General features: G+C 37.4%; 18 protein-coding genes. 11 read left to right on the top strand and 7 right to left on the bottom strand.

The annotated features are described in order from the left end of the window. Positions 1 to 67 precede the first annotated feature (67 nt). The 4 genes from lysS to QM847_RS01160 all read right to left on the bottom strand — a co-directional run bounded on the left by lysS (position 68) and on the right by QM847_RS01160 (position 3,976). A complete protein-coding gene (gene lysS / locus QM847_RS01175; RefSeq protein ID WP_414353348.1) occupies positions 68 to 1,558 on the bottom strand; it encodes a lysine--tRNA ligase in 1,491 nt (496 codons plus the stop codon). 179 nt (positions 1,559 to 1,737) lie between these two features. Continuing rightward, a complete protein-coding gene (locus QM847_RS01170; RefSeq protein ID WP_269797759.1) occupies positions 1,738 to 2,220 on the bottom strand; it encodes an aminoacyl-tRNA deacylase in 483 nt (160 codons plus the stop codon). Further along, complete coding sequence (locus QM847_RS01165; RefSeq protein WP_414353347.1) at positions 2,220 to 3,062, bottom strand: DUF368 domain-containing protein; 843 nt, start codon at positions 3,060 to 3,062, stop codon at positions 2,220 to 2,222. The genes QM847_RS01170 and QM847_RS01165 overlap by 1 nt, the downstream gene beginning before the upstream one ends. Before the next feature lie 113 nt (positions 3,063 to 3,175). Beyond that, positions 3,176 to 3,976: a glycoside hydrolase family 25 protein gene (locus QM847_RS01160; RefSeq protein ID WP_414353346.1), complete on the bottom strand. Its 801-nt coding sequence runs from the start codon at positions 3,974 to 3,976 to the stop codon at positions 3,176 to 3,178. 157 nt (positions 3,977 to 4,133) lie between these two features. On the opposite strand from QM847_RS01160, the gene glmU reads away from it, so the two are divergent. From glmU to QM847_RS01120, 8 genes are all read left to right on the top strand, one after another. Further along, entirely contained in the window at positions 4,134 to 5,513 is a 1,380-nt protein-coding gene (glmU, locus tag QM847_RS01155) for a bifunctional UDP-N-acetylglucosamine diphosphorylase/glucosamine-1-phosphate N-acetyltransferase GlmU (RefSeq protein ID WP_250307245.1), read from the top strand. A gap of 9 nt (positions 5,514 to 5,522) precedes the next feature. Beyond that, positions 5,523 to 6,068: an NUDIX hydrolase gene (locus QM847_RS01150; RefSeq protein ID WP_414353344.1), complete on the top strand. Its 546-nt coding sequence runs from the start codon at positions 5,523 to 5,525 to the stop codon at positions 6,066 to 6,068. Between the two features lie 11 nt (positions 6,069 to 6,079). Further along, the gene (gene macP, locus QM847_RS01145) at positions 6,080 to 6,391 is read left to right on the top strand and encodes a cell wall synthase accessory phosphoprotein MacP (protein WP_414353342.1); all 312 of its coding nucleotides are present in this window, start codon (positions 6,080 to 6,082) and stop codon (positions 6,389 to 6,391) included. 10 nt (positions 6,392 to 6,401) lie between these two features. Further along, entirely contained in the window at positions 6,402 to 7,097 is a 696-nt protein-coding gene (locus QM847_RS01140) for a 5'-methylthioadenosine/adenosylhomocysteine nucleosidase (RefSeq protein WP_414353340.1), read from the top strand. A gap of 127 nt (positions 7,098 to 7,224) precedes the next feature. Next, on the top strand, positions 7,225 to 9,516 hold the full coding sequence (pcrA, locus tag QM847_RS01135) for a DNA helicase PcrA (RefSeq protein ID WP_414353339.1): 2,292 nt from the start codon (positions 7,225 to 7,227) through the stop codon (positions 9,514 to 9,516). Positions 9,517 to 9,562: 46 nt separating this feature from the next. Next, positions 9,563 to 9,823: a SemiSWEET family transporter gene (locus QM847_RS01130; RefSeq protein WP_414353338.1), complete on the top strand. Its 261-nt coding sequence runs from the start codon at positions 9,563 to 9,565 to the stop codon at positions 9,821 to 9,823. Between the two features lie 105 nt (positions 9,824 to 9,928). After that, positions 9,929 to 10,630, top strand: a complete 702-nt coding sequence (locus QM847_RS01125; protein WP_414353337.1) for a response regulator transcription factor — start codon at positions 9,929 to 9,931, stop codon at positions 10,628 to 10,630. Next, positions 10,627 to 11,505: a sensor histidine kinase gene (locus QM847_RS01120; protein WP_414353336.1), complete on the top strand. Its 879-nt coding sequence runs from the start codon at positions 10,627 to 10,629 to the stop codon at positions 11,503 to 11,505. Before QM847_RS01125 ends, QM847_RS01120 begins: the two co-directional genes overlap by 4 nt. A gap of 39 nt (positions 11,506 to 11,544) precedes the next feature. Here the strand turns inward: QM847_RS01120 and QM847_RS01115 are convergent, their stop codons facing one another. The 3 genes from QM847_RS01115 to QM847_RS01105 all read right to left on the bottom strand — a co-directional run bounded on the left by QM847_RS01115 (position 11,545) and on the right by QM847_RS01105 (position 14,199). After that, entirely contained in the window at positions 11,545 to 12,306 is a 762-nt protein-coding gene (locus tag QM847_RS01115; protein WP_414353335.1) for an ABC transporter permease, read from the bottom strand. Between the two features lie 10 nt (positions 12,307 to 12,316). Continuing rightward, a complete protein-coding gene (locus tag QM847_RS01110) occupies positions 12,317 to 13,225 on the bottom strand; it encodes an ATP-binding cassette domain-containing protein (protein WP_414353334.1) in 909 nt (302 codons plus the stop codon). 164 nt (positions 13,226 to 13,389) lie between these two features. Next, positions 13,390 to 14,199, bottom strand: coding sequence for a Cof-type HAD-IIB family hydrolase (locus tag QM847_RS01105; protein ID WP_414353333.1), 810 nt, complete (start codon positions 14,197 to 14,199; stop codon positions 13,390 to 13,392). A gap of 182 nt (positions 14,200 to 14,381) precedes the next feature. On the opposite strand from QM847_RS01105, the gene QM847_RS01100 reads away from it, so the two are divergent. From QM847_RS01100 to addA, 3 genes are all read left to right on the top strand, one after another. Further along, complete coding sequence (locus tag QM847_RS01100; RefSeq protein WP_414353332.1) at positions 14,382 to 15,053, top strand: lysostaphin resistance A-like protein; 672 nt, start codon at positions 14,382 to 14,384, stop codon at positions 15,051 to 15,053. Between the two features lie 130 nt (positions 15,054 to 15,183). Further along, positions 15,184 to 18,435 (top strand): ATP-dependent nuclease subunit B, encoded by a 3,252-nt coding sequence (rexB, locus tag QM847_RS01095; protein ID WP_414353331.1) that lies wholly within the window; start codon positions 15,184 to 15,186, stop codon positions 18,433 to 18,435. Next, the gene (gene addA, locus QM847_RS01090) at positions 18,432 to 22,076 is read left to right on the top strand and encodes a helicase-exonuclease AddAB subunit AddA (protein ID WP_414353329.1); all 3,645 of its coding nucleotides are present in this window, start codon (positions 18,432 to 18,434) and stop codon (positions 22,074 to 22,076) included. Before rexB ends, addA begins: the two co-directional genes overlap by 4 nt. Positions 22,077 to 22,150 lie beyond the last annotated feature (74 nt).

The raw sequence follows: 22,150 nt of genomic DNA, 5'->3' as shown, positions 1-22,150 counted from the left end.
ACAACCTTATAAATGAGGTTGTCTTTTTATTAGAAAAACTCCCAGAAATTTTCTAGGAGTTTAGTTTTTATTTCATAGTTGGGAAAAGAAGTACGTCACGGATAGTAGTAGTATCAGTGAGTAGCATGCAGAGACGGTCGATACCGATTCCCAAACCACCCGTTGGTGGCATACCATATTCAAGGGCTTCAATGTAGTCGTAGTCAATGCCTGTTGCTTCATCATCACCAAGTTCTTTAGCTTTTGCTTGGGCTTCAAATCGGCTAAGCTGATCGATTGGATCGTTCAATTCTGTGAAGGCATTTCCATATTCTTTAGTCATGATGAAGAGCTCGAAACGGTCAGTAAAGCGCTCGTCTTCAGGATTCTTCTTAGCAAGTGGAGATACAGCTACTGGGTGACCATAAACAAAGGTAGGCTGAATCAAAGTTTCTTCGACAAATTCTTCAAAGAAGGCATTTATGATGTGACCAACTTCGGTGTAGTGTTTTTCAACTGGGACTTTCTTCTCAGCCGCGATAGCTTTAGCTTCTTCGAAAGTCATGTCTTGCCAGAAATCTACACCAGTAATTTCCTTGATAGCATCAACCATGTGAACACGTTTAAATGGATCGTTAATCTTGATTTCAGTTCCTTGATAGATAACTGGACTGTCGCCTTTAACGACTCTAGCAACGTGTTGGATAATACCTTCAGTCAAGTCCATGATGTCCTGGAAGTCTGCATAAGCTTGATAAACCTCGATAGAAGTGAACTCGGGATTGTGTGTAGCATCCATTCCTTCGTTACGGAAGATACGACCGATCTCATAAACACGTTCCATACCACCAACGATAAGGCGTTTCAAGTGAAGCTCAGTCGCAATACGAAGCACCATATCAATGTTTTGAGCATTGTGGTGAGTGATAAATGGACGGGCAGCAGCACCTCCAGCTTCATTATGAAGAACTGGAGTTTCAACTTCAAGGAATCCTTGAGCATCAAGATAACGACGGATTTCAGAGATGATTTTTGAACGAGTAACAAAGCGTTCAAAGCTTTCACGGTTTGAAATCAAATCAAGATAACGTTTACGATAGATTGTTTCAACGTCTGTTAAACCATGGAATTTTTCAGGAAGGGGACGGAGAGCTTTAGACAAGTGAGTGATATGTGTAGCCTTGATAGAGAGCTCTCCCATATCTGTACGCATGACTTCACCTTCGACACCAAGGAAGTCACCGAGGTCAGCCTTTTTAAAGATTTCGTAGTTTTCTTCACCAACTTCGTCTTTACGAACGTAGATTTGGATTTGTCCTTCACGGTCTTGAAGGTGAGCAAATCCAACCTTACCTTTACCACGTTTGGTTACTAAACGACCGGCGATAGTAGCAGTTTCGTTTAATTCATGTAGTTGTTCTTTATCAAGGTCAGCAAATTTATCTTTTAGTTCTTGAGAGTTAGCAGTACGTTCAAAACGTTTACCGAAAGGATCAATTCCTTGTTCACGGAGCGCAGCCATTTTTTCACGGCGAACGATCTGCTGGTCATTCAATTCTTCCATATGTTCTGTTGACATGAGTTCCTCCTAATTTTAATCGAATTTTGAAATAATAAATCAAATTTTCACGATACTCCATTTTATCATAAATAGTCGAGAAATTCACGGATATTCTATAAAAACTAAAAAGAACTTAACTGGCGAGTCAAGTTCTTTGAAGAAGAAACAAAATTTTGTTTCTTAACGGTAAATTCTTCTTATTCTGAATCTAACATTATATCAGCAAATTCAGCTCTGACAAATTGAGCCAAATCTTCAGGATTAATGATAATACTATGTTCAACTTCACCGGCTGACACGATTATCTCATTAAGAGAAAGAGCGGATTGATCTATAAAAATTGGATACTGATGTTTTTGTCTTATACCAACGGGATTATTGGCTCCGTGTATATAGCCAGTCGTTTTTTCCAAATCTTTTTGAGGAATCATACTAACTTTTTTATTGCCTGAAACTTTGGCAAGTTTCTTTTCAGATAGATGTTCAGTAATAGGTAGAATACCGATAATAGGTCCTGACTTATCTCCTAAAAGAGCTAAGGTTTTAAAAATATGGTTTCTTTCAATCCCTTCTGGCAATTGTCCCTCAAGAGCATTAATTTGAATCCCGGTATGGGCTACTCCTGATTTGGTTAAAATTTGTTCAACTAATGTTTTCTTTACTTTTGTTTTTTTAGCCATTATTTGTATTTTTCCTCTAATTGACTCATCCAAATACCCAACCAGATACCAAGAGCGAAGAAGAAGGCGATGATAACATAGGATACAATTGATAAGCCACTGTAACTTATGCTTTCAGGACTTCCAGCATTTGGTAATAAAATTAGTAGAGTGCTTGAAAGTACGATACCAATAATAAAGTGATAAACACGAGAGTGGTAGACGCGAAGAGCATAGTCCATAAATTTTGAAAAAACTATGAGAGTAAGAACAGCTCCGATACCAATTGGTAGGAACGTGCCAAATAGGTCGAAAGATTTGAAACCTGTAAGCATAGGTCCGTATAGTCCTAAAATCAAGAGTAAGTTTGATGGGCTTAGACCTGGAACAAGAATTCCAAGTGCTAGTAAGGAACCTGCAAGTATAAAGTTTAAGAAAGATGCGGATAAACTTCCTACTACGAAATTAAGTCCGTAAAGTGCAATACCTGAAACTATAAAGGTTGTCCAAAACCAAATGAGGTCTATTTTATCCCTTTCAGAATCACGATTAGCTTCTTTTACTAAACTAGGAACAGTACCGATGATTGCGCCAGCAAAACTCCATAAGACATAAACCTGATAATGTTCAAGAAGGTACTCAATAGGATAAGAAAAAAGTCCAATACCAAGTAACATACCGATAGCAACTGGCAAGAAATAAAGAACGTCTTCTTTGAGTTGCTTGAAGGGATGAGCTAAGAAACGAATCATGCGTTCATAGATTCCTAAAATTGCAGCTAGAACACCTCCGGAAATACCAGGTAAGATAAATCCTAGAGCAATTACTATTCCTTTAATCATTTTTGAAATCCAAGATAACATGGAATTCCTCCGTTTTTCTTTTAAATAATCTCAAATTATATTATACCACAAAGTAGACTAAATTAAGAAAAGCAAGCAGAAGGAATATCTGACTTGCTTTATGAAGTATATATTTAAGGTTTTAAAAATAGTTTTCTAAATGTTTCTTCTTTATTTTTTTTCAAAGAAATCATGTTTAGATCTAAATGGTGATCAAATCCAACGAGTCTTCCCTTAGACGTATACTGGTGAAGATCATAATCAAGTTCTGTCACTGGAGTACTTTCAAAATAACCTGAATCAGTGCCATAAGTTGGAATCCATACAGCAGTAAAGTTATCAGTGCTGACACTATGCTCTTGCATGAAGTATACTCCAATATAGATGCCAATGTTTTTAGCGCCAAGGGCAGCTAGTTTAGAACGAAAAGCTTCGACCCCTTTATTCATATCTGACATGGTTTTTTCTTCGACATCGAGCCAATAGTAACTTGGATTATATGGAGATGCGGCGTTGTAGAAAGCCTCAGCTGCCTTTTCCATATCCTGAACATTTTTCGCAGATACATAAGCATAAACTGCTACAGGAATATTCCTTTTTTGTAATTCTGTTATATGGCTTTTATAAGCTTTATCTGTACCGTTGGTATATGACGCATCGTTCTCGGTTGTAATTTGATTTCCGCTATGAACCCGAACGATTGCACCCGAAATATTCTTTGATAGAATATCATAATTTATTTCAGATGGTCTTTGCCAACCAGATAAATCGATTATAGGTTTATCTAAATTGTGTAATGCTTGATTTTCTACTTGTACTGGATTCGGTTTAGTTTTAACAGGATGTTCTTCAAACTTTGGTCGGTTTATAATCAAAATCCCGATGAACACAGCTAGAATAGTAAAAACAAAAGCTGGATGAATTTTTTTTCTCATACTCCTCTAGTTTATCGTAAATATGTTAAAAAATCAAAAAAAACACTCAAAACTGGCAGTTTGAAGCATTAAGTGTCCATGTGTTTTAGCCAATTTTATGTTTGAAGAGGTAAAATATGGTATAATGTAATGGAAATTCTATAGAAAAGAGATAAATATGGCAAATTATGCAATTATTTTAGCAGCGGGTAAAGGTACTCGCATGAAATCAGATCTTCCAAAAGTCATGCACAAGGTTGCTGGGATTTCTATGCTTGAGCATGTTTTCCGTAGCGTGGGTGCAATTAATCCTGAAAAAACAGTTACAGTAGTAGGACATAAGGCAGATCTAGTTGAACAAGTCTTAGCAGGTCAAACAGATTTTGTGAGACAGACAGAACAATTAGGAACTGGTCACGCAGTAATGATGGCTGAGCCAATCCTAGAAGGTTTGGCTGGACAAACTTTAGTTATTGCTGGTGATACTCCTTTGATTACTGGTGAGAGCTTGAAAAACTTGATTGATTTCCATGTGAATCACAAAAATGTAGCTACGATTTTAACTGCTGAAGCGGATAATCCATTTGGTTATGGACGTATTGTACGCAATGAAAATGCTGAAGTGTTAAGAATTGTTGAGCAAAAAGATGCTAGTGATTTTGAAAAACAAATTAAAGAAATCAATACAGGAACTTACGTTTTTGATAATGCGCGTCTTTTTGAAGCTCTAAAAAACATCAATACTGATAATGCCCAGGGAGAGTATTACATTACGGATGTAATTGGTATTTTCCGTGAAGCTGGAGAAAAAGTCGGTGCTTATACATTAAAAGACTTTGATGAGAGTCTCGGTGTCAATGATCGTGTTGCTCTTGCAACTGCTGAAGCTGTAATGCGCCGTCGTATTAACCAAGCCCATATGGTCAATGGTGTTAGTTTTGTAAATCCTGAAGCCACCTATATTGATATTGACGTTGAAATTGCTCCAGAAGTTCAAATTGAAGCTAATGTAACTCTTAAAGGAACTAGTAAGGTTGGCGCTGAAACCATTCTTACTAATGGTACCTACATCGTGGATAGTACTATTGGTTCAGGAGCTGTAATTACCAACTCTACTATTGAAGAAAGTACCTTAGCTGATGGTGTAACTGTAGGTCCGTATGCTCATATTCGTCCAGGGTCAAACCTTGATAAGAATGTGCACATCGGGAACTTTGTTGAAGTCAAAGGTTCTAGCATCGGTGAAAATACTAAGTCAGGACATTTAACCTACATTGGAAACAGTGAGATTGGAAAAGATGTAAACATTGGTGCTGGTACCATTACTGTCAATTATGATGGTCAAAAGAAATATAAGACTATTATTGGAGACAATGTATTTGTTGGTTCGAATTCAACCATCATTGCACCTGTAGAACTTGGAGACAATTCACTAGTAGGCGCTGGTTCAACTATTACCAAGGATGTACCAACAGATGCTGTAGCAATTGGACGTGGACGTCAAGCTAACAAAGAAAAACTTGCAACTCGTTTACCTCATCACCCTAAGAATAAATAGGAGTTTCTAATGGAATTCGAAGAAAAGACACTTAGTCGAAAAGAAATTTATAAAGGGCCAATTTTCCAGCTAGTTCAGGACCAAGTTCAATTACCTTCTGGGAAGGGAACTGCTCAGCGAGACTTGATTTTTCATAATGGTGCAGTCTGTATCTTAGCTGTTACTGCAGAAAATAAAATTGTCTTGGTTAAACAATATCGTAAGGCAATTGAAAAAATTTCTTACGAAATTCCTGCAGGAAAACTAGAAGTTGGTGAAAACGCAGATCCTGAATCTGCTGCTCTTCGTGAATTAGAAGAAGAAGCAGCTTACACAGGGAAATTAAGTCTTTTGCATGATTTTTATTCAGCAATTGGTTTTTGTAATGAAAGACTAAGATTATATCTAGCTAGTGACTTAACCAAGGTCGATAATCCACGTCCTCAAGACGAAGATGAAACCTTGGAACTATTAGAAGTTAGTTTAGAAGAAGCAAAAGCACTTATCCAGTCTGGTCATATCTGTGATGCTAAGACTATTATGGCAATCCAGTACTGGGAATTACAAGAAAAATAGAGGAGGAACCCATGGGAAAACCTTTATTGACTGATGAAATGATTGAAAGAGCTAATCGAGGAGAGGACATCTCAGGTACTCCCTTGCTGGATAGCGAGGAGACAAAGATTCTACCGACTTCTTCTCGAGGTGTTTCCTACAATCATTCTAAAGATCATGGTTTTAGTCAGGAAACTTTAACAATTGAAGTCGAGCCTTCAATTCATAAGAGCCGTCGAATTGAAAATACTAAGAGAAACGTCTTTAATTCTAAGTTGAATAAGATTCTTTTTGCTGTTATTTTACTCTTGATTTTGCTAGTTTTAGCAATGAGATTTATTTAAGGGGACTATCATGAAAATTGGAATTATAGCAGCTATGCCAGAAGAGCTAGTTTATCTGATTCAACATTTAGAAAACGCTCAAGAAGAGACGGTATTAGGAAATAAGTATCATACAGGTAAAATTGGTTCAGTCGAGCTTGTCTTGGTCGAGAGTGGAATTGGTAAAGTTATGTCTGCTATGAGTGTAGCAATCTTAGCTAATCACTTTAAAGTAGATGCTGTTATCAATACAGGTTCGGCCGGTGCCTTGGCTGAAGGCATTTCAGTAGGTGATGTAGTGATTGCTGAAAAGCTAGTCTATCATGATGTCGATGTGACTGCTTTTGGTTATGAATACGGTCAGATGGCCCAACAACCACTCTATTTTGAAACAGATAAAAAGTTTGTTAGCTTAATTCAAGAGAGTTTGTCTAAACTTAACCAAAAATGGCATTTAGGTTTGATTGCTACCGGTGATAGTTTTATTGCGGGTGAAGATAAGATTAAAGCTATAAAAGAACATTTTCCTCAGGTGCTTGCGGTTGAGATGGAAGGATCGGCTATCGCTCAAGCAGCTCACGCGCTTAATCTACCTTTCTTAGTTGTCCGTGCCATGAGTGATAATGCTAATCACGAAGCTTCTATTTCATTTGATGAATTTATCGTAGAAGCAGGACGCAGATCGGCTCAAGCCTTGTTGACACTTTTACAATCTATTCATGATTAATATAAAAAGAACACTTGTTAGTGTTCTTTTTTTAGGAAAAAAGGAAGCTTGTCTCTGATAGAGTTATTTTCAGTCTTTTTTGATATAATAGAAACATTGATTTGAAGAATAGGAATAAGAAGAGAAAATGAACCCTTTATTAAACGGTATGAATGACCGACAGGCTGAAGCGGTCCAAACAACAGAAGGTCCACTGCTGATCATGGCGGGGGCTGGTTCTGGTAAGACACGAGTTTTGACCCATCGTATTGCCTACTTAATTGATGAAAAGATGGTTAATCCCTGGAATATTTTAGCCATTACCTTTACCAATAAAGCTGCTCGTGAAATGAAAGAACGTGCCTATGGACTAAATCCAGCTACACAGGATTGTTTGATTGCGACTTTTCACTCTATGTGTGTTCGTATCTTACGTCGTGATGCAGACCATATCGGCTATAATCGTAACTTTACCATTATCGATCCAGGTGAGCAGCGAACATTGATGAAACGAATTCTCAAGCAGTTAAACTTGGATCCTAAAAAATGGAATGAACGCTCTATTTTGGGGACCATTTCTAATGCCAAGAATGATTTGATAGATGATGAGGCTTACGCTTCTCAAGCAGGAGACTTGTATACAAATATTGTTGCTAAGTGTTATGCCGCCTACCAAAAAGAACTTCGTCAGTCAGAATCTGTTGACTTTGATGATTTGATTATGTTGACCTTGCGTCTCTTTGATCAAAATCCTGATGTCTTGACCTATTACCAGCAAAAGTTCCAATATATCCATGTTGATGAGTACCAAGATACCAACCATGCCCAGTATCAACTCGTTAAACTGTTGGCTTCTCGCTTTAAAAATATATGTGTTGTTGGGGATGCGGACCAGTCTATCTACGGATGGCGTGGTGCTGATATGCAGAATATCCTTGATTTTGAAAAAGATTATCCAGATGCCAAGGTTGTTTTACTGGAGGAAAATTATCGTTCTACCAAAACCATCCTCCAAGCGGCTAATGATGTTATTAAAAACAATAAAAATCGTCGTCCGAAAAATCTCTGGACCCAAAATGCTGATGGGGAACAGATTATTTATTACCGTGCAAACAACGAACAGGATGAGGCTGTCTTTGTAGCCAAAACCATCGATGAACTTGGTCGCACTCACAACTTCCTTCATAAAGATTTCGCAGTTCTTTATCGTACCAATGCCCAATCACGTACTATTGAGGAAGCTTTGCTTAAGTCAAATATTCCGTATACAATGGTTGGTGGAACGAAATTCTATAGCCGTAAGGAAATTCGTGATATCATTGCTTATCTTAACGTCATTGCAAATTTGAGCGACAATATCAGTTTTGAACGCATTATCAACGAACCAAAACGTGGTATTGGTCCAGGAACTGTTGAGAAGATTCGTGACTTTGCGAACATGCAAGAAATGTCCATGCTAGATGCTTCAGCAAATATCATGTTATCAGGAATCAAAGGAAAAGCAGCTCAGTCTATTTGGGATTTTGCCAATATGATTCTGGATTTGCGGGAGCAACTGAACCGACTAACTATTACAGAGTTAGTAGAAGCAGTATTAGAAAAAACAGGCTACGTTGATATTCTGAATGCTCAAGCAACATTGGAGAGCAAGGCTCGGATTGAAAATATCGAGGAATTCCTCTCTGTTACCAAAAACTTCGATGACAATCCTGAAAGCCAAGAAGAGGAAACAGGACTAGATAAACTTAGTCGTTTCTTGAATGATCTTGCTTTGATTGCAGATACTGACTCTGGTAGTCAGGAGACGTCAGAAGTAACCTTAATGACCTTACACGCTGCCAAAGGACTCGAGTTTCCAGTTGTCTTTATTATCGGTATGGAGGAGAATGTCTTTCCGCTTAGTCGTGCCTCTGAAGATCCAGATGAATTGGAAGAAGAACGTCGTTTGGCCTATGTAGGAATCACGCGCGCCGAGAAAATTCTCTATCTAACCAACGCCAACTCTCGCTTGTTTTTCGGGCGTACAAGTTACAATCGTCCGACCCGTTTTATCAACGAGATTAGTTCAGATTTGTTGACCTATCAAGGTTTGGCTCGTCCGACAAATACAAGCTTTAAAGCGTCATATAGTAGTGGTGGTACTACATTTGGTCAAGGAATGAGTCTGGCTCAGGCTTTTCAAGAGCGTAAACGCAATACTGCGCCCACATCTATCCAATCAAGTGGTTTACCATTTGGACAATTTGCATCTAATAGTAAATCGACTTCCAGTGAAACTAGCTGGTCTATCGGCGATATTGCTCTTCATAAAAAATGGGGTGAAGGAACTGTTCTTGAAGTATCAGGTAGTGGCTCAACACAGGAATTAAAAATCAATTTCCCAGAAGTCGGTTTGAAAAAACTTTTGGCTAGTGTAGCACCGATTGAGAAAAAAGCTTAAGTCAAATATGTTAAAAAGATATAGTTAGACAGAAAAAGGAGAATAAATGTCTGAAAAACAAATGAAAATCGTTGGTTGGATTGCAACTTTTATGTCCATTATGATGTATGTTTCTTATATTCCACAAATTTTAGATAATCTAGCAGGTCATAAGGGGAATTTTATCCAACCAGCAGTTGCAGCTTTAAACTGTTGCCTCTGGAGTTACTATGGCTTCTTTAAGGAAGAGAGAGATATCCCTATTGTTGCAGCAAATATCCCTGGGATAATTTTAGGGACTATAACTGCATTGACTGCTTTAATTTAATATTTAGAGTGTACTCTTCTTCGTACTTAAGTATGAAGGAGAGATTTTCTTTATCCGAAATTCCTAAAAAAACATGATATAATACTATTAGAAAGGTTGGTGTTTATGGCTAGAATACTTATCATTGAAGATAATAATGAGATCCAGGAAATTTTGAAAACTCTTCTTTCTAAGGAACATGAGGTGATTCAAGCTTTTTCTGGTACTGAAGGAATGATTCGATTTGAGCAAGGCAACATTGATCTAATCTTGCTAGATATTATGCTTCCAGGCAAAAATGGCGATCAAGTTTTAAAAGCCGTTAGAAAAGATAGCTCAGTTCCCGTCATCATGCTAACTGCCCTAAGTGATAAGAAGCTCATCAGCCAATATCTCTTAGATGGTGCCAATGATTATATTGTAAAGCCTTTTGATTTAGATGAAGTTTTTGCGAGAGTTACGGTACAATTACGTCAAAAAAGTGATAAGCAACCAGTTGAAATCGAAAATCCTGACAAGTTGATTCAACAGTTAAAAAATATTCAATTTGATGCAGATAGTTTTGAAATCAAGAATAGCCAGGAAACTATTCGCCTAGCTAAGAAAGAATGTTTGATTCTCCAAACCTTACTGGGACATCCTAAGAAAATTTTTACGAAAGAAGAACTCTATGAGTTGGTCTGGGAGGATACTTATTTACCAGGCGACAATACTCTCAACACTCATTTAAGTAATCTCCGTAAAAAATTAGGCCAACTGGATCCAGAGCAAGAGTATATTGAAACTATCTGGGGAGTTGGTGTTCGGTTAAAAGGAGAAGAGCAATGATCTACATTTTATTATCTTTGCTACTAATGGTTATCATTGTATTGATGATATGGTTGATTCGCTACCATCTAGCACTTGTAAACTTGAGTCAAGAAATCGAAGATAAGATTCTTACTGGAAGCATGAAAAGAATTGGAGTATCAACGTTCTCCAAGGATTTTTTAAATCTTTACCAGCAAATTAATCATCTTTTTCAAGAAGTTGAGCAGTCACGGTTGATTATGAATCGTGAAAAACAGACTTTAGACATGGCTATTAGCAATATTGCCCACGATATTCGGACACCTTTAACGATTGCGTCAGGTTATACTCAGCAATTGCTTAAAACAGAAAATCCTGAGTCTGAGAGTTTGAAAAAAATTTCCTATCATCTCAATCAAGTTTCAAAACGGCTAGAGGCTCTTTTGGACTATCGTCGGTTAATGGAGGGAGCAGTAAAACCTGACTTATCTGAGTTAGAAGTCTCGACATTTATGACGCAAAAACTGCTGACCTATTATGATTCATTTCAGACGGCAAAGATTAACCTTGATTTACAAGTGGAACCTAGTTTGTATTTGCTGACTGATTCAGATTTATTAGACCGTATGTTACAAAATCTCATTGGTAATGTTCTAAAACATGGTAAGGATGAAGCAAGATTTTCTTTGAAGGAAGTGGACAATCACATTTGTTTGGAAATTGCTAATCTTGTCAAACAACCGATTCGTAAAATTGAAAATCTCAGTCAACGATTTTACTCTGAAAACCTCTCAGATACAGAAGAATCCTCTGGTTTAGGTCTTTATATTACTGAAGAACTATCTCATCTCCTTGGAGCAGAACTACAACTAAGTACAGATAGTGCTTGGTTTACAGTTAAGATTCTCTTTTAAAACAAAAAACCTCCTCTTTTTGAATAGAGGAGGTCATTTTTATAAGCTTTTCTTCTTGAAAATAGCAAGTCCACTGATGGTAAAGAGTAGAATAATGGTTACAGTAACGATAACGGTATATAGAATGGCCTGGCTATAGTCAGTCATGGCATAGGAAAAGTTCAAGGATAAATAGCGCAAAATCTCGATATCTGGAAAGATAAGCATTGGCATTGAAAGTAAGGTAGAACTGATTAAATAGCCAATGAAAACAGCCAAATAAGAATGAGTCACATAGAGAATGAAGGAAACAATAGATAGCCAAGCTAGAATGCAGAGAAATTGAAGAGAAATTGTTAGAAGGAGATTGCCAATAAATCCTTCTGGCATCGTACCAAGACCGTTTAGGATAGTCGCTGGTACGAAAGCAATAACTAGGCTAACAAGAATTTGCATTAGAGCGATACTTGCTAATACTACAGACTTGGCTAGGAAGAATTCTGTGCGAGAAACACCCACTGTCAAACTGTTTTTATAGAGTTTTCCGATAAGATCAACTCCTAGAACTAGGCAAGCAAGGATAATACAGAGGAAAACTAGGTTTGAGCTATTGCTAGAGGTGTTAATAAGGGCTTGTATACCATCCCATCCCTTGCTTGGCAGTTCGGTTTCTGCGTTTGTACTTGTACTGACGGATATGATCTGTCCTGTAGCTCCGAAAGTAGCCCCCATTAACATGAGTGCAAAGAGAACGAGCTCTGTAATCCAAAATCCTTTGGAACGGAAAAGACGGTAAAAGTCTGCTTGAATTGTATGTATCATGGTTTTCCTCCTATTTTACTAATTGTGTGAAATATTCTTCAAGATTTTGACGAGCATAGTAAATCTCATCAACAGCGACATCTTCTAGAGTAAGTTCTTTGAGAATTCGTTTGACATCTTGTTCATGGCCAAAAATATGAATCTCATTATCTGAATTAACAACTTTAAATTCAAGATGCACTTTGTCTTTTAAGATTTGACTAGCTTTTTCTTTTTCACTTGTTTTCAGGACGATATAGTCTTCATTTAGGGTCTCAAATTCGGCCTTACTGATTTCTCGAATGATCTTTCCTTGGTCCAGAATTCCAAAGCGATTGGCAACAAGATAGAGTTCTGACAAGATATGACTAGAGATGAGAATGGTTATTCCTTTCTCTTGATTCAGCCGTTGAATCATTTGACGAAACTCTTTGATACCAATTGGGTCGAGTCCATTGATGGGTTCATCAAGGATGAGAAAGTCTGGTTTTGATAGGAGAGCAATGGCAATACCTAGACGTTGTTTCATCCCAAGAGAGAAATCTCGAAAAACTTTTCTACCTGTATCTGTTAAACCTACATACTTTAATGTTTCCTGAATGACTTGATCAGCATTTGGGATATGTCGAATAGTACAATAATATTTAAGATTTTGATAGGCTGTTAAATGATTATGAGCTACTGGAGATTCAATGACTGAACCTACTCGGGATAGGGCTTTTGTGCACTCCTTGTATCCTTGACTAGAAAATAGGGAAATAGTTCCATGATCAGCAGATAATAATTGGGTAATGATTTTAATCAGAGTTGTCTTACCAGCACCATTTTTTCCGATAAGTCCATAGATATCTCCTTCTTTAACTGAGAGACTAAGATCTTGTAGAATAGGTTGTTTGCCAAATTGTTTGGACAAGCCATGGATTTCGAGGACTGTTTTCATAGTTTTCTCCTTTAATCTTTAAGATGTTTTATTTTTATAACTCTAGTATAAAGCATAGATATCAAAGAATCGTCAAGCATTTCTAAAGAGTTTCTAAAGTTTTTAAATTTTAAAAAAATTAAAAGCCCAGTTGGCTAGAAATACTAGTTGACTGGGCTTATTTTCTACAAAATATATTTCTCAATAGCTCGTGCAACCCCATCTTCTTCATTGCTAGCAGTTACTGCATCTGCGAGAGATTTGACGTGGTCGCTGGCATTTCCCATGGCGATACCCAGCCCAGCAAACTCTAACATCTCAATGTCGTTATTGGCATCACCCATAGCAATGATTTCAGAAGGTTGGATATCTAAAATATCAGCCAAACGAGAAAGAGCAGAAGCCTTGGTTGTACCGTGTGGCATTGCCTCATAGATAACAGGCTGAGAACGAACACCGCTAAATCTCTGACAAAGTTCATCGGCAAATCGTTGTTCAAAGTCATCTGTCTGTTCTTTTGTCCCTAAAAACATTCCCTGGAACATACGATATTTACCGCTGGTAGCTTCCTCTAGTGTGATTTCAGTCAGGTCAGCAAAAACAAGTGTAGCATCATATTGAACGATAGGATTTGGTTTGCCTCCGAGAACGAAGTAGTGTTCCTCATCAAAGAGAGTCAACTGAACCTTACTCTTTTCAGCAAGGTCATTGAGGTATTCGATGTCAGATTTGCTAAGTTCCCGCCAGTCAACAAGATTCCAGTCACTGGTTTGGTGGGTAGAACAACCATTATTGACAATAACGTATTCATTATCCGTATCTAAACCGAGTTTCTTGTAGTAGGGAAGAACTCCAAAGAGAGGTCGTCCAGTACAGAGAACCAGTTTGACACCTTTGTCGATAGCTTTATGAATAGCATCAATATGAGTTTGAGGGATTTCTTTGGCTTCGTTAAGTAGAGTACCGTCTATATCAAGAGCAAGTAGTTTAATCATAGTATTTCCCTTTCTCGTGTTTTGCCTATATTATAGCATATTTTGAGGCAAATAAGGCTAAAGTAAGGAGAAATGCTATTTCTTTTTAGGATTTTTACTAGATAGATAACAAAAATATGATATACTAAATTTGCGATGCATTTAATATTATAGTGTAAAGTATAAAAAGCAGAGGACTTGGAATGAAAAAAAGAGTAGTACAGATTTTACTAGCCTTATTGGTAATCATTTATAGGAAGACTTGGTTTTGGTGGATTTTTAATCATTTTGCAGGTAGGCTTGTACCTGCTAGTAGAGAATTTTTTCAAATTCTTGCTTTTTTAGAGCTCATCGTTACTTTTATAGCTATTCTTTATTTATTAGTATTCGAAGGTAGGAAAATTCTTGAGTTGAAGTGGAAATGGAGATATCCAGTTTATTTGCTTCTTGCTTATGGAGTCAATCATCTTTCAGGTATTGTGTTTTCCTTTTTAACCCCAGCAACGTCCAATCAAATGGCTTTAAATGAATTAGTTGAGATGACAGGGAGACAAGAGTTACTATATTTATTGCTTGTTACTTGTCTGCTAGGACCAATTACAGAAGAATTGGTTTATCGAGGAGTTCTCATGAATACATTTTTGAAAGATTCACCTTGGTATGGAGATGTTTTACTATCAGCCTGTATCTTTGGCTATGTGCATGTTTCTGATGGTATAACACCACTTGCCTTTTTCACCTATGCAAGCGGAGGAGCAATTTATGCATTCCTCTACCGAAAAACTCACTCTCTCTATTATCCTATTTTGCTCCATATCATGATCAACATTGCTGCATTTTGGGAATTATTGGTACTCTTGTTTCATTCTAGGTAAATATTAAAAAGTCGGAGTTTATTCCGACTTTTTTGATATGGGACAGGTTAAAATAAGGGCTTTATATCAATCTGTTTTGACTTAAAAAATGATATAATAAAAGGTAATGACAAAAACAAATGAGGCAGAGATGAAACTACTTTATACCGATACTCGGACTTCTTTGACAGAAATCCTAACCAAGGAGGCTCAAGGACTAGTTGACCAAGGAAAACGAGTCTTTTATATCGCCCCGAACTCTCTTTCTTTTGAAAAGGAACGTGCCGTGCTGGAGTGCTTGAGTCAGCAGGCTTCTTTTGCGATTACAGTCACGCGCTTCGCACAAATGGCTCGTTATCTGGTTTTAAACGATATACCCGCGAAGTCAAGTCTCGATGATATTGGTCTGGGTATGGCTTTTTATAAATGTTTGTCTGAGATAGACGCTAAGGATTTGCGTGTTTACGGGGCTATTAAGCAAGATCCGCAATTCATCCAGCAACTAATTGAGATTTATCACGAAATGACAACTGCTAAGATGAGCTTTTTGGATTTAGAAAGTCTATCTGACGCTGATAAACGTTCTGATTTACTCTTGATTTTTGAAAAGGTAACAGCTTATCTCAATCAAGGTCAAGTTTCGCAAGGGAGTTCATTAACCTATCTGATTGATGCTATTGAAGAGGATAAGGTAAGTAGTGATTTTAGTAAGATTGCCCTAGTTATTGATGGTTTTACTCGCTTCTCTTCAGAAGAAGAACACCTAGTGGATTTGCTTCATCGTAAGGGTCTTGAGATTATCATTGGCGTGTATGCGACTAAAAAAGCTTATACAAGTCCATTTACTGAAGGGAATCTCTATCAAGCCAGTGTTGAATTTTTGCATCATTTAGCCTTTAAATACCAGACCAAGGCAGAAAATGCCTGTCAAGACCATAAGAAACTTGATGCCTTTGCTAAAGCCTCAAAATTACTGGAAAGTGCTTATGATTATTCCGAAATTAATTTAGACGTGAATGATGAAGATAGACAAGATTTACAAATTTGGTCCTGTCTGACACAAAAAGAAGAGTTGGAGTTAGTTGCTCGTAGTATCCGCCAAAAATTGCACCATGACTCAGAACTGAGCTATAAGAATTTTCGTATCCTACTAGGAGATGTAGAGTCTTATAAACTGTCCCTGCAGACAATTTTTAATCAATATCAGATTCCTTTTTATCTAGGTAGGAGTGAGTCTATGGCTCATCATCCTTTGACTCAATTTGTAGAATCTGTGGGACGTCTCAAACGGTACTATTTCCGTCAGGAAGATTTGATTAATCTCCTTCGCACTGGCTTGTATACAGACCTAAACCAAGAGGAAATTGATAGCCTTGAACAATATCTCCGTTATTTAGGAATTGATGGTCTGTCTAACTTTAAACAAGAATTTACGAAAAACCATCGTGAAAAATTTGATTTGGTCAAATTAAATGAGCTTCGTGTTCGCATTGTAAGCCCACTAGAAATTCTATTATCCAGTCGTAAACAAAAGGCTGAAAATATCCTTGCAAAATGGAAGAACTTTTTGAAGGATGCTCATTTGACCAAGCAGTTACAAACCTTATCTGAAACAATGGAAGTGGCAGAACAAGAAAGACAAGAGGAGGTTTGGAAAGCATTTTGCCACGTAATGGAGCAATTTGCAACTGTATTTGGAGGTTCTCAGGTCACTTTAGATGATTTCTTGGCACTTCTTCATTCGGGTATGTCTTTGTCCAATTATCGTACAATTCCAGCAACGGTAGATACTGTTCTGGTGCAGAGTTATGATTTGATTTCACCGTTGACATCCGATTATATCTATGCGCTTGGTTTAAGTCAGAACAACTTGCCAAAAATCAGCCAAAATACCAGTTTGTTGAGCGATGAAGAAAGAGAAACCTTGAATCAAGTGACTCAAGAAGGTTCACAATTGATGATTGCTAGCCAGGAAAATCTTAAGAAGAACCGCTATACCATGCTTTCTTTGCTCAACTCTGCTAGGGAGCAATTGGTCTTGTCAGCGCCAAGTTTACTAAATGAAAAAGAAAGTAAAGAGTCGGTTTATCTGAAAGAATTACAGGATTTTGGTTTTAACAAGATTGAAAAGAGAATTGACCGAAAGAATCTAACAAAGGATGATATTGGTTCTTATCACAGTCTTTTGTCTAGTCTCGTTGCCTATCATCAACAAAGCGAATCCACTTCAAGTGACCAAGACTTAACCTTTGTCAAAGTTTTAGCTCGTGTCATGGGGAGAAAATTAGAAGACCAAGGTTTAGAAAATCCAGTCCTACCGACAAGTCCAAAAAGTAAAACTCTTAATACTGAAACTTTGGAAGCCTTGTATCCGAAAGATCAGGATTTTTACCTATCAACTTCTGGATTAACGGATTTTTATCGAAATGAATACAGCTATTACCTCCGATATGTATTGGGCTTACAGGAAGAATTGCGATTAAAACCTGACGCTAGAAGTCACGGGAATTTCTTGCATCGTATTTTTGAACGTGCCATGAAACTTCCTGCTGATACATCTTTTGACCGACGTTTAGAACAGGCCATCTCAGAAACTAGTCAAGAAAGAGACTTTCAAGCTATTTATCAAGAAAGTTTAGAAGCTCAATTCACCAAGGAAGTTCTTTTGGATGTTGCGCGTGCAACTGGTCACATCCTTCGTCACAATTCTGAGATTGAAACGATTCAGGAAGAGGCAGTCTTTGGTGGTAAGGAACAAGCCTTTGTTCAGTTAGATAACGGTCGAAATGTCTATGTTCGTGGTAAGGTAGACCGCATTGACCGTTTGAAGACCAGTGATGCTATTGGTGTTGTAGATTATAAGTCTTCTTTGACTCAGTTCAAGTTCCCTATGTTTTATAATGGTCTTAACTCGCAATTACCAACCTATCTAGCTGCTCTTAAGAAAGAAGGAAATAAAGACTTCTTCGGTGCTATGTACTTAGAAATGTCTGAACCAACACAGTCATTACAAACTGTTAAAACACTTTCAAAAGCAGTAACTGAAACCAATAAGAGCATGAAATACCAAGGTCTCTTTCTCGAAAAAGAGATGCAACACCTTGGAGAGTTTTACAATAAAAACAAGACATATCAGTTATCTGATGAAGAATTCCAATTATTACTAGACTATAATGCCCTTATCTACAAAAAGGCAGCAGAGAAGATTTTATCTGGTCAATTTGCTATCAATCCATATACAGAAAACGGTAGAAGCATTGCGCCCTATGTTCAGCAATATCAGTCTATTACAGGTTTTGAAGCTAATTATCATCTAGGTCATGCTAGATTGTTAGACAAGGTAGCTAAGAGCAATGACAAGGAAGCATGGTTTAATAAAATCAGAGAGGAGTTGGAGCGATGAAATTTTTATCCCAAGAAGAGATTGAAGAGTTGCAAGTAGCAGAAGCTAAATCTGACAAGAAACCAAAGAAAACTGCTGAGCAAATTCAAGCGATCTATAGTTCTGGTCAAAATATTCTAGTGTCGGCCTCTGCTGGTTCGGGGAAAACCTTCGTCATAGCTGAACGCATTTTCGACCAGTTAGCGCGTGGTGTAGAAATTCGCCAACTCTTTATCTCAACCTTTACCGTTAAGGCTGCAACTGAGTTAAAAGAACGCTTGGAAAAGAAAATCAGTCAACAAATCCAAGAGACTCAAGATCTGGAACTAAAAAAACACCTCGGAAGACAATTAGCTGATTTACCAAACGCTGCGATTGGAACCATGGACTCTTTTACGCAAAAATTCCTGACCAAGCATGGCTATCTCCTTAATCTATCTCCTAACTTTCGGATTCTTGAGAATGAAAGTGAGCAACTCCTCTTAAAAAATGAAGTTTTTCGACAAATTTTTGAAAGTCATTATCAAGGCAAAGAAGGAGATAAATTTAGTCGATTGGTTAAGAACTTTGCTGATAAAAGCAAGGATGCGCGTGGTTTGCGTAAACAGGTCTATATGATTTATGACTTTTTGCAATCTACAAGTAATCCTCAGGCTTGGCTAGAAGACTCCTTTCTAAATGGCTTTGAGAAGGCTGATTTTACAGTTGCCAAAGAAAAACTCGCAGCTCCTATAAAAGAAAAACTATGGGATTTAGAAAGTTTTTTCCGTCATCATTTGGAAAATGATGCAAAGGAATTCGGTAAAGCAGCGTATTTAAAGGCTGTTCAACAAGTTCTTGATGAAATCGGTGCTTTAACGCCTGAATCGAATTTTAAACAATGTCAGGAAGTTCTTGATAGAATTGTAAATAATATTGGTAATGGTCTTGTCAATCGTAATAAAAATGCTGACCTTAAAATTTTAAGAGAGGCCTATAATGAAGAAAGAAAAGCAAAATTTAAAAAACTAAACTCTCTTCAAAACGAAATTACGTTACTAAAATTCCAAGAAGATTATCATCAAGAATCTTGGGACTTGGCAAAGACTTTCCAAGTTTTCATGAGTGATTTTGTTGATGCTTATCGACAACGTAAGCGCGAAGAAAATGCCTTTGAATTTGCGGATATTAGCCACTATACCATTGAAATCTTAGAAAACTTCCCTCAAGTTCGACAAGAATATCAAGAACGCTTCCACGAAGTCATGGTCGATGAATACCAAGATACCAACCATATCCAGGAGAGGATGTTGGAACTTCTCTCGAACGGCCATAACCGTTTTATGGTTGGAGATATTAAGCAGTCTATTTATCGTTTCAGACAGGCAGATCCTCAAATCTTCAATGAAAAATTCCACAGCTTTGCTCAAGATAGCAAAGAAGGTCAGTTAATACTCCTTAAGGAAAACTTCCGTAGTAGTTCAGAAGTTCTAGATGCTACAAATGACGTCTTTAAGCATCTTATGGACGAGGAAGTTGGAGAGATTACTTATGATGGTATGCACCAGCTTGTTTTCGGTAATACTGATTTACAACCAGATCTAGAGAACAAGGCAGAAGTGCTCTTGTATGATAAGTATGATGACGGTGATTCTAAGGAAGAGGACGATGAGGAGTTTTCAACCAACAAACTGACTGGTGAAATGCGGATGGTCATTAAGGAGATATTGAGACTTCATAATGATAAAGGGGTACCTTTTAATGACATTGCTCTCTTGACTGCTGCTAGAAGTCGCAATGATCAAGTTCTGCTCGCTCTATCTGAATATGGGATTCCAGTTAAGGCCGACGATGCAGAAAAAAATTATTTGCAATCTTTAGAAGTGCAGGTTATGTTGGATACTCTTCGTGTCATCCATAATCCTCTGCAAGACTTCGCTTTGGTAGCTCTGATGAAGTCTCCGATGTTTAGCTTTGATGAGGATGAATTAGCACGTCTCGCACTTCAAAAATCTGAGGATAAAGTTCAAGAGAACTTTTATGAAAAACTAGTCAATGCTCAAGCAAAAACTAGTCTTCATAAGGATTTAATTAAGTCTGAAATCCATAAAAAGCTTAACCTTTTCTTGGAAACTGTTAATTCTTGGCGTTTGTTCTCAAAAACGCATTCGCTTTATGATCTTATTTGGAAAATATATAGCGAACGTTTCTACTATGATTATGTTGGTGCTTTACCTAATGGTCAGGCTAGGCAGGCTAACCTCTACGCCCTTGCTTTACGTGCAGATCAATTTGAAAAAAGTAATTTTAAAGGCTTATCACGTTTCATAGCTATGATTGATCAAGTTTTGGAAGCCAAGCACGACCTTGCTAGTGTTACTGTTGCTCCACCCAAGGATGCTGTAGAGCTTATGAGTATTCATAGAAGTAAGGGGCTTGAATTTCCTTATGTCTTTATCCTCAATATTGATCAAAAATTTAACAAGAAGGAGACTATGTCTGAGGTTATCCTCAGTCGCACAAATGGAATTGGGTTAAATTATGTAGCTAGAGTCGCTACAAATGCAAAAGAGGAATATGTTCCGGCTACGATTAAGTTATCTATCCCAAGCTTAACATATACGCAAAATGAGGAAGAACTCCAATTAGCAAGCTATTCTGAACTCATGCGTTTGCTCTATGTAGCCATGACACGTGCTGAGAAGAAACTCTATCTAGTTGGAAAAGGATCACGTGAAAAATTAGAGTCTAAAGAATTTCCGACAAATGGAAAAGGTCTTTTGACTCGAGAAACTAGACTAGACGCTCAAAATTTCCAGGATTGGATTTGGGCGATTTATCAAGCATTTTCTAAAGAGGATTTGCATTTTAGTGTACGCTTCGAAGGTGAAGAACAACTAACCGAAGAAGCTATTGGAAAATTGGAAACTAAAAGCCAGCTCCAAGATCTTTCTCAGGCAAGCAACCGTCAGTCTGATACCATTAAGGAAGCTCTACAAATGCTGAAAGAAGTGGAAGTATACAATGAAATCCACAGAGCAGCAATCAATCTCCCAAGTGTTCAGACCCCGAGTCAGATTAAGAAGTTTTATGAACCAGTCATGGATATGGAAGGTGTAGTAGTAGCTGGTCAAAGTAAACCAAAAGAAAATACTATTCAGTTTGAACTTCCAGACTTCTCCAAGACAGAAAAAGTCACTGGAGCTGAAATTGGTAGTGCTACGCATGAACTCATGCAGCGAATCAATCTCGATAAAGAACCTACTTTGGAAATCTTGACAGAAGCCTTGGAGCAAGTTCAAGCAACTTCAGCTGTTAAAGATAAAGTTAATCTTGATAAAATCTTGTCTTTCTTTGATACAGCTCTTGGTCAAGAGATTCTTGCAAATCAAGATAAACTATATCGAGAACAACCCTTCTCTATGTTAAAAAGAGATGTTAAGAGTCAGGAAGACTTTGTTGTTCGTGGAATCTTAGATGGTTATCTCCTCTATGAGGATAAAATTGTTCTCTTTGACTACAAGACAGATCATTATGAATATCCAAGTCAACTTATTGAACGTTATAGAGGTCAATTATCTCTATATGCAGAAGCCTTATCCCGTTCTTATCAGATAGACAAGGTTGAAAAATATCTGATTTTGCTTGGCAAAGATATGGTTGAAGTGGTCGAGGTGAACTAATCTTGTAAAAACTATTGTCATACTTGGCAGTAGTTTTTATTTATTTTCAGTTATGGTATACTAGTTTCAGAAAA

This window comes from Streptococcus timonensis, assembly GCF_047463455.1.
GTDB lineage: Bacteria > Bacillota > Bacilli > Lactobacillales > Streptococcaceae > Streptococcus > Streptococcus timonensis_B.
The sequence above is the reverse complement of the archived record's forward strand: the minus strand, read 5'-3'. Positions and strand labels throughout refer to the sequence as shown.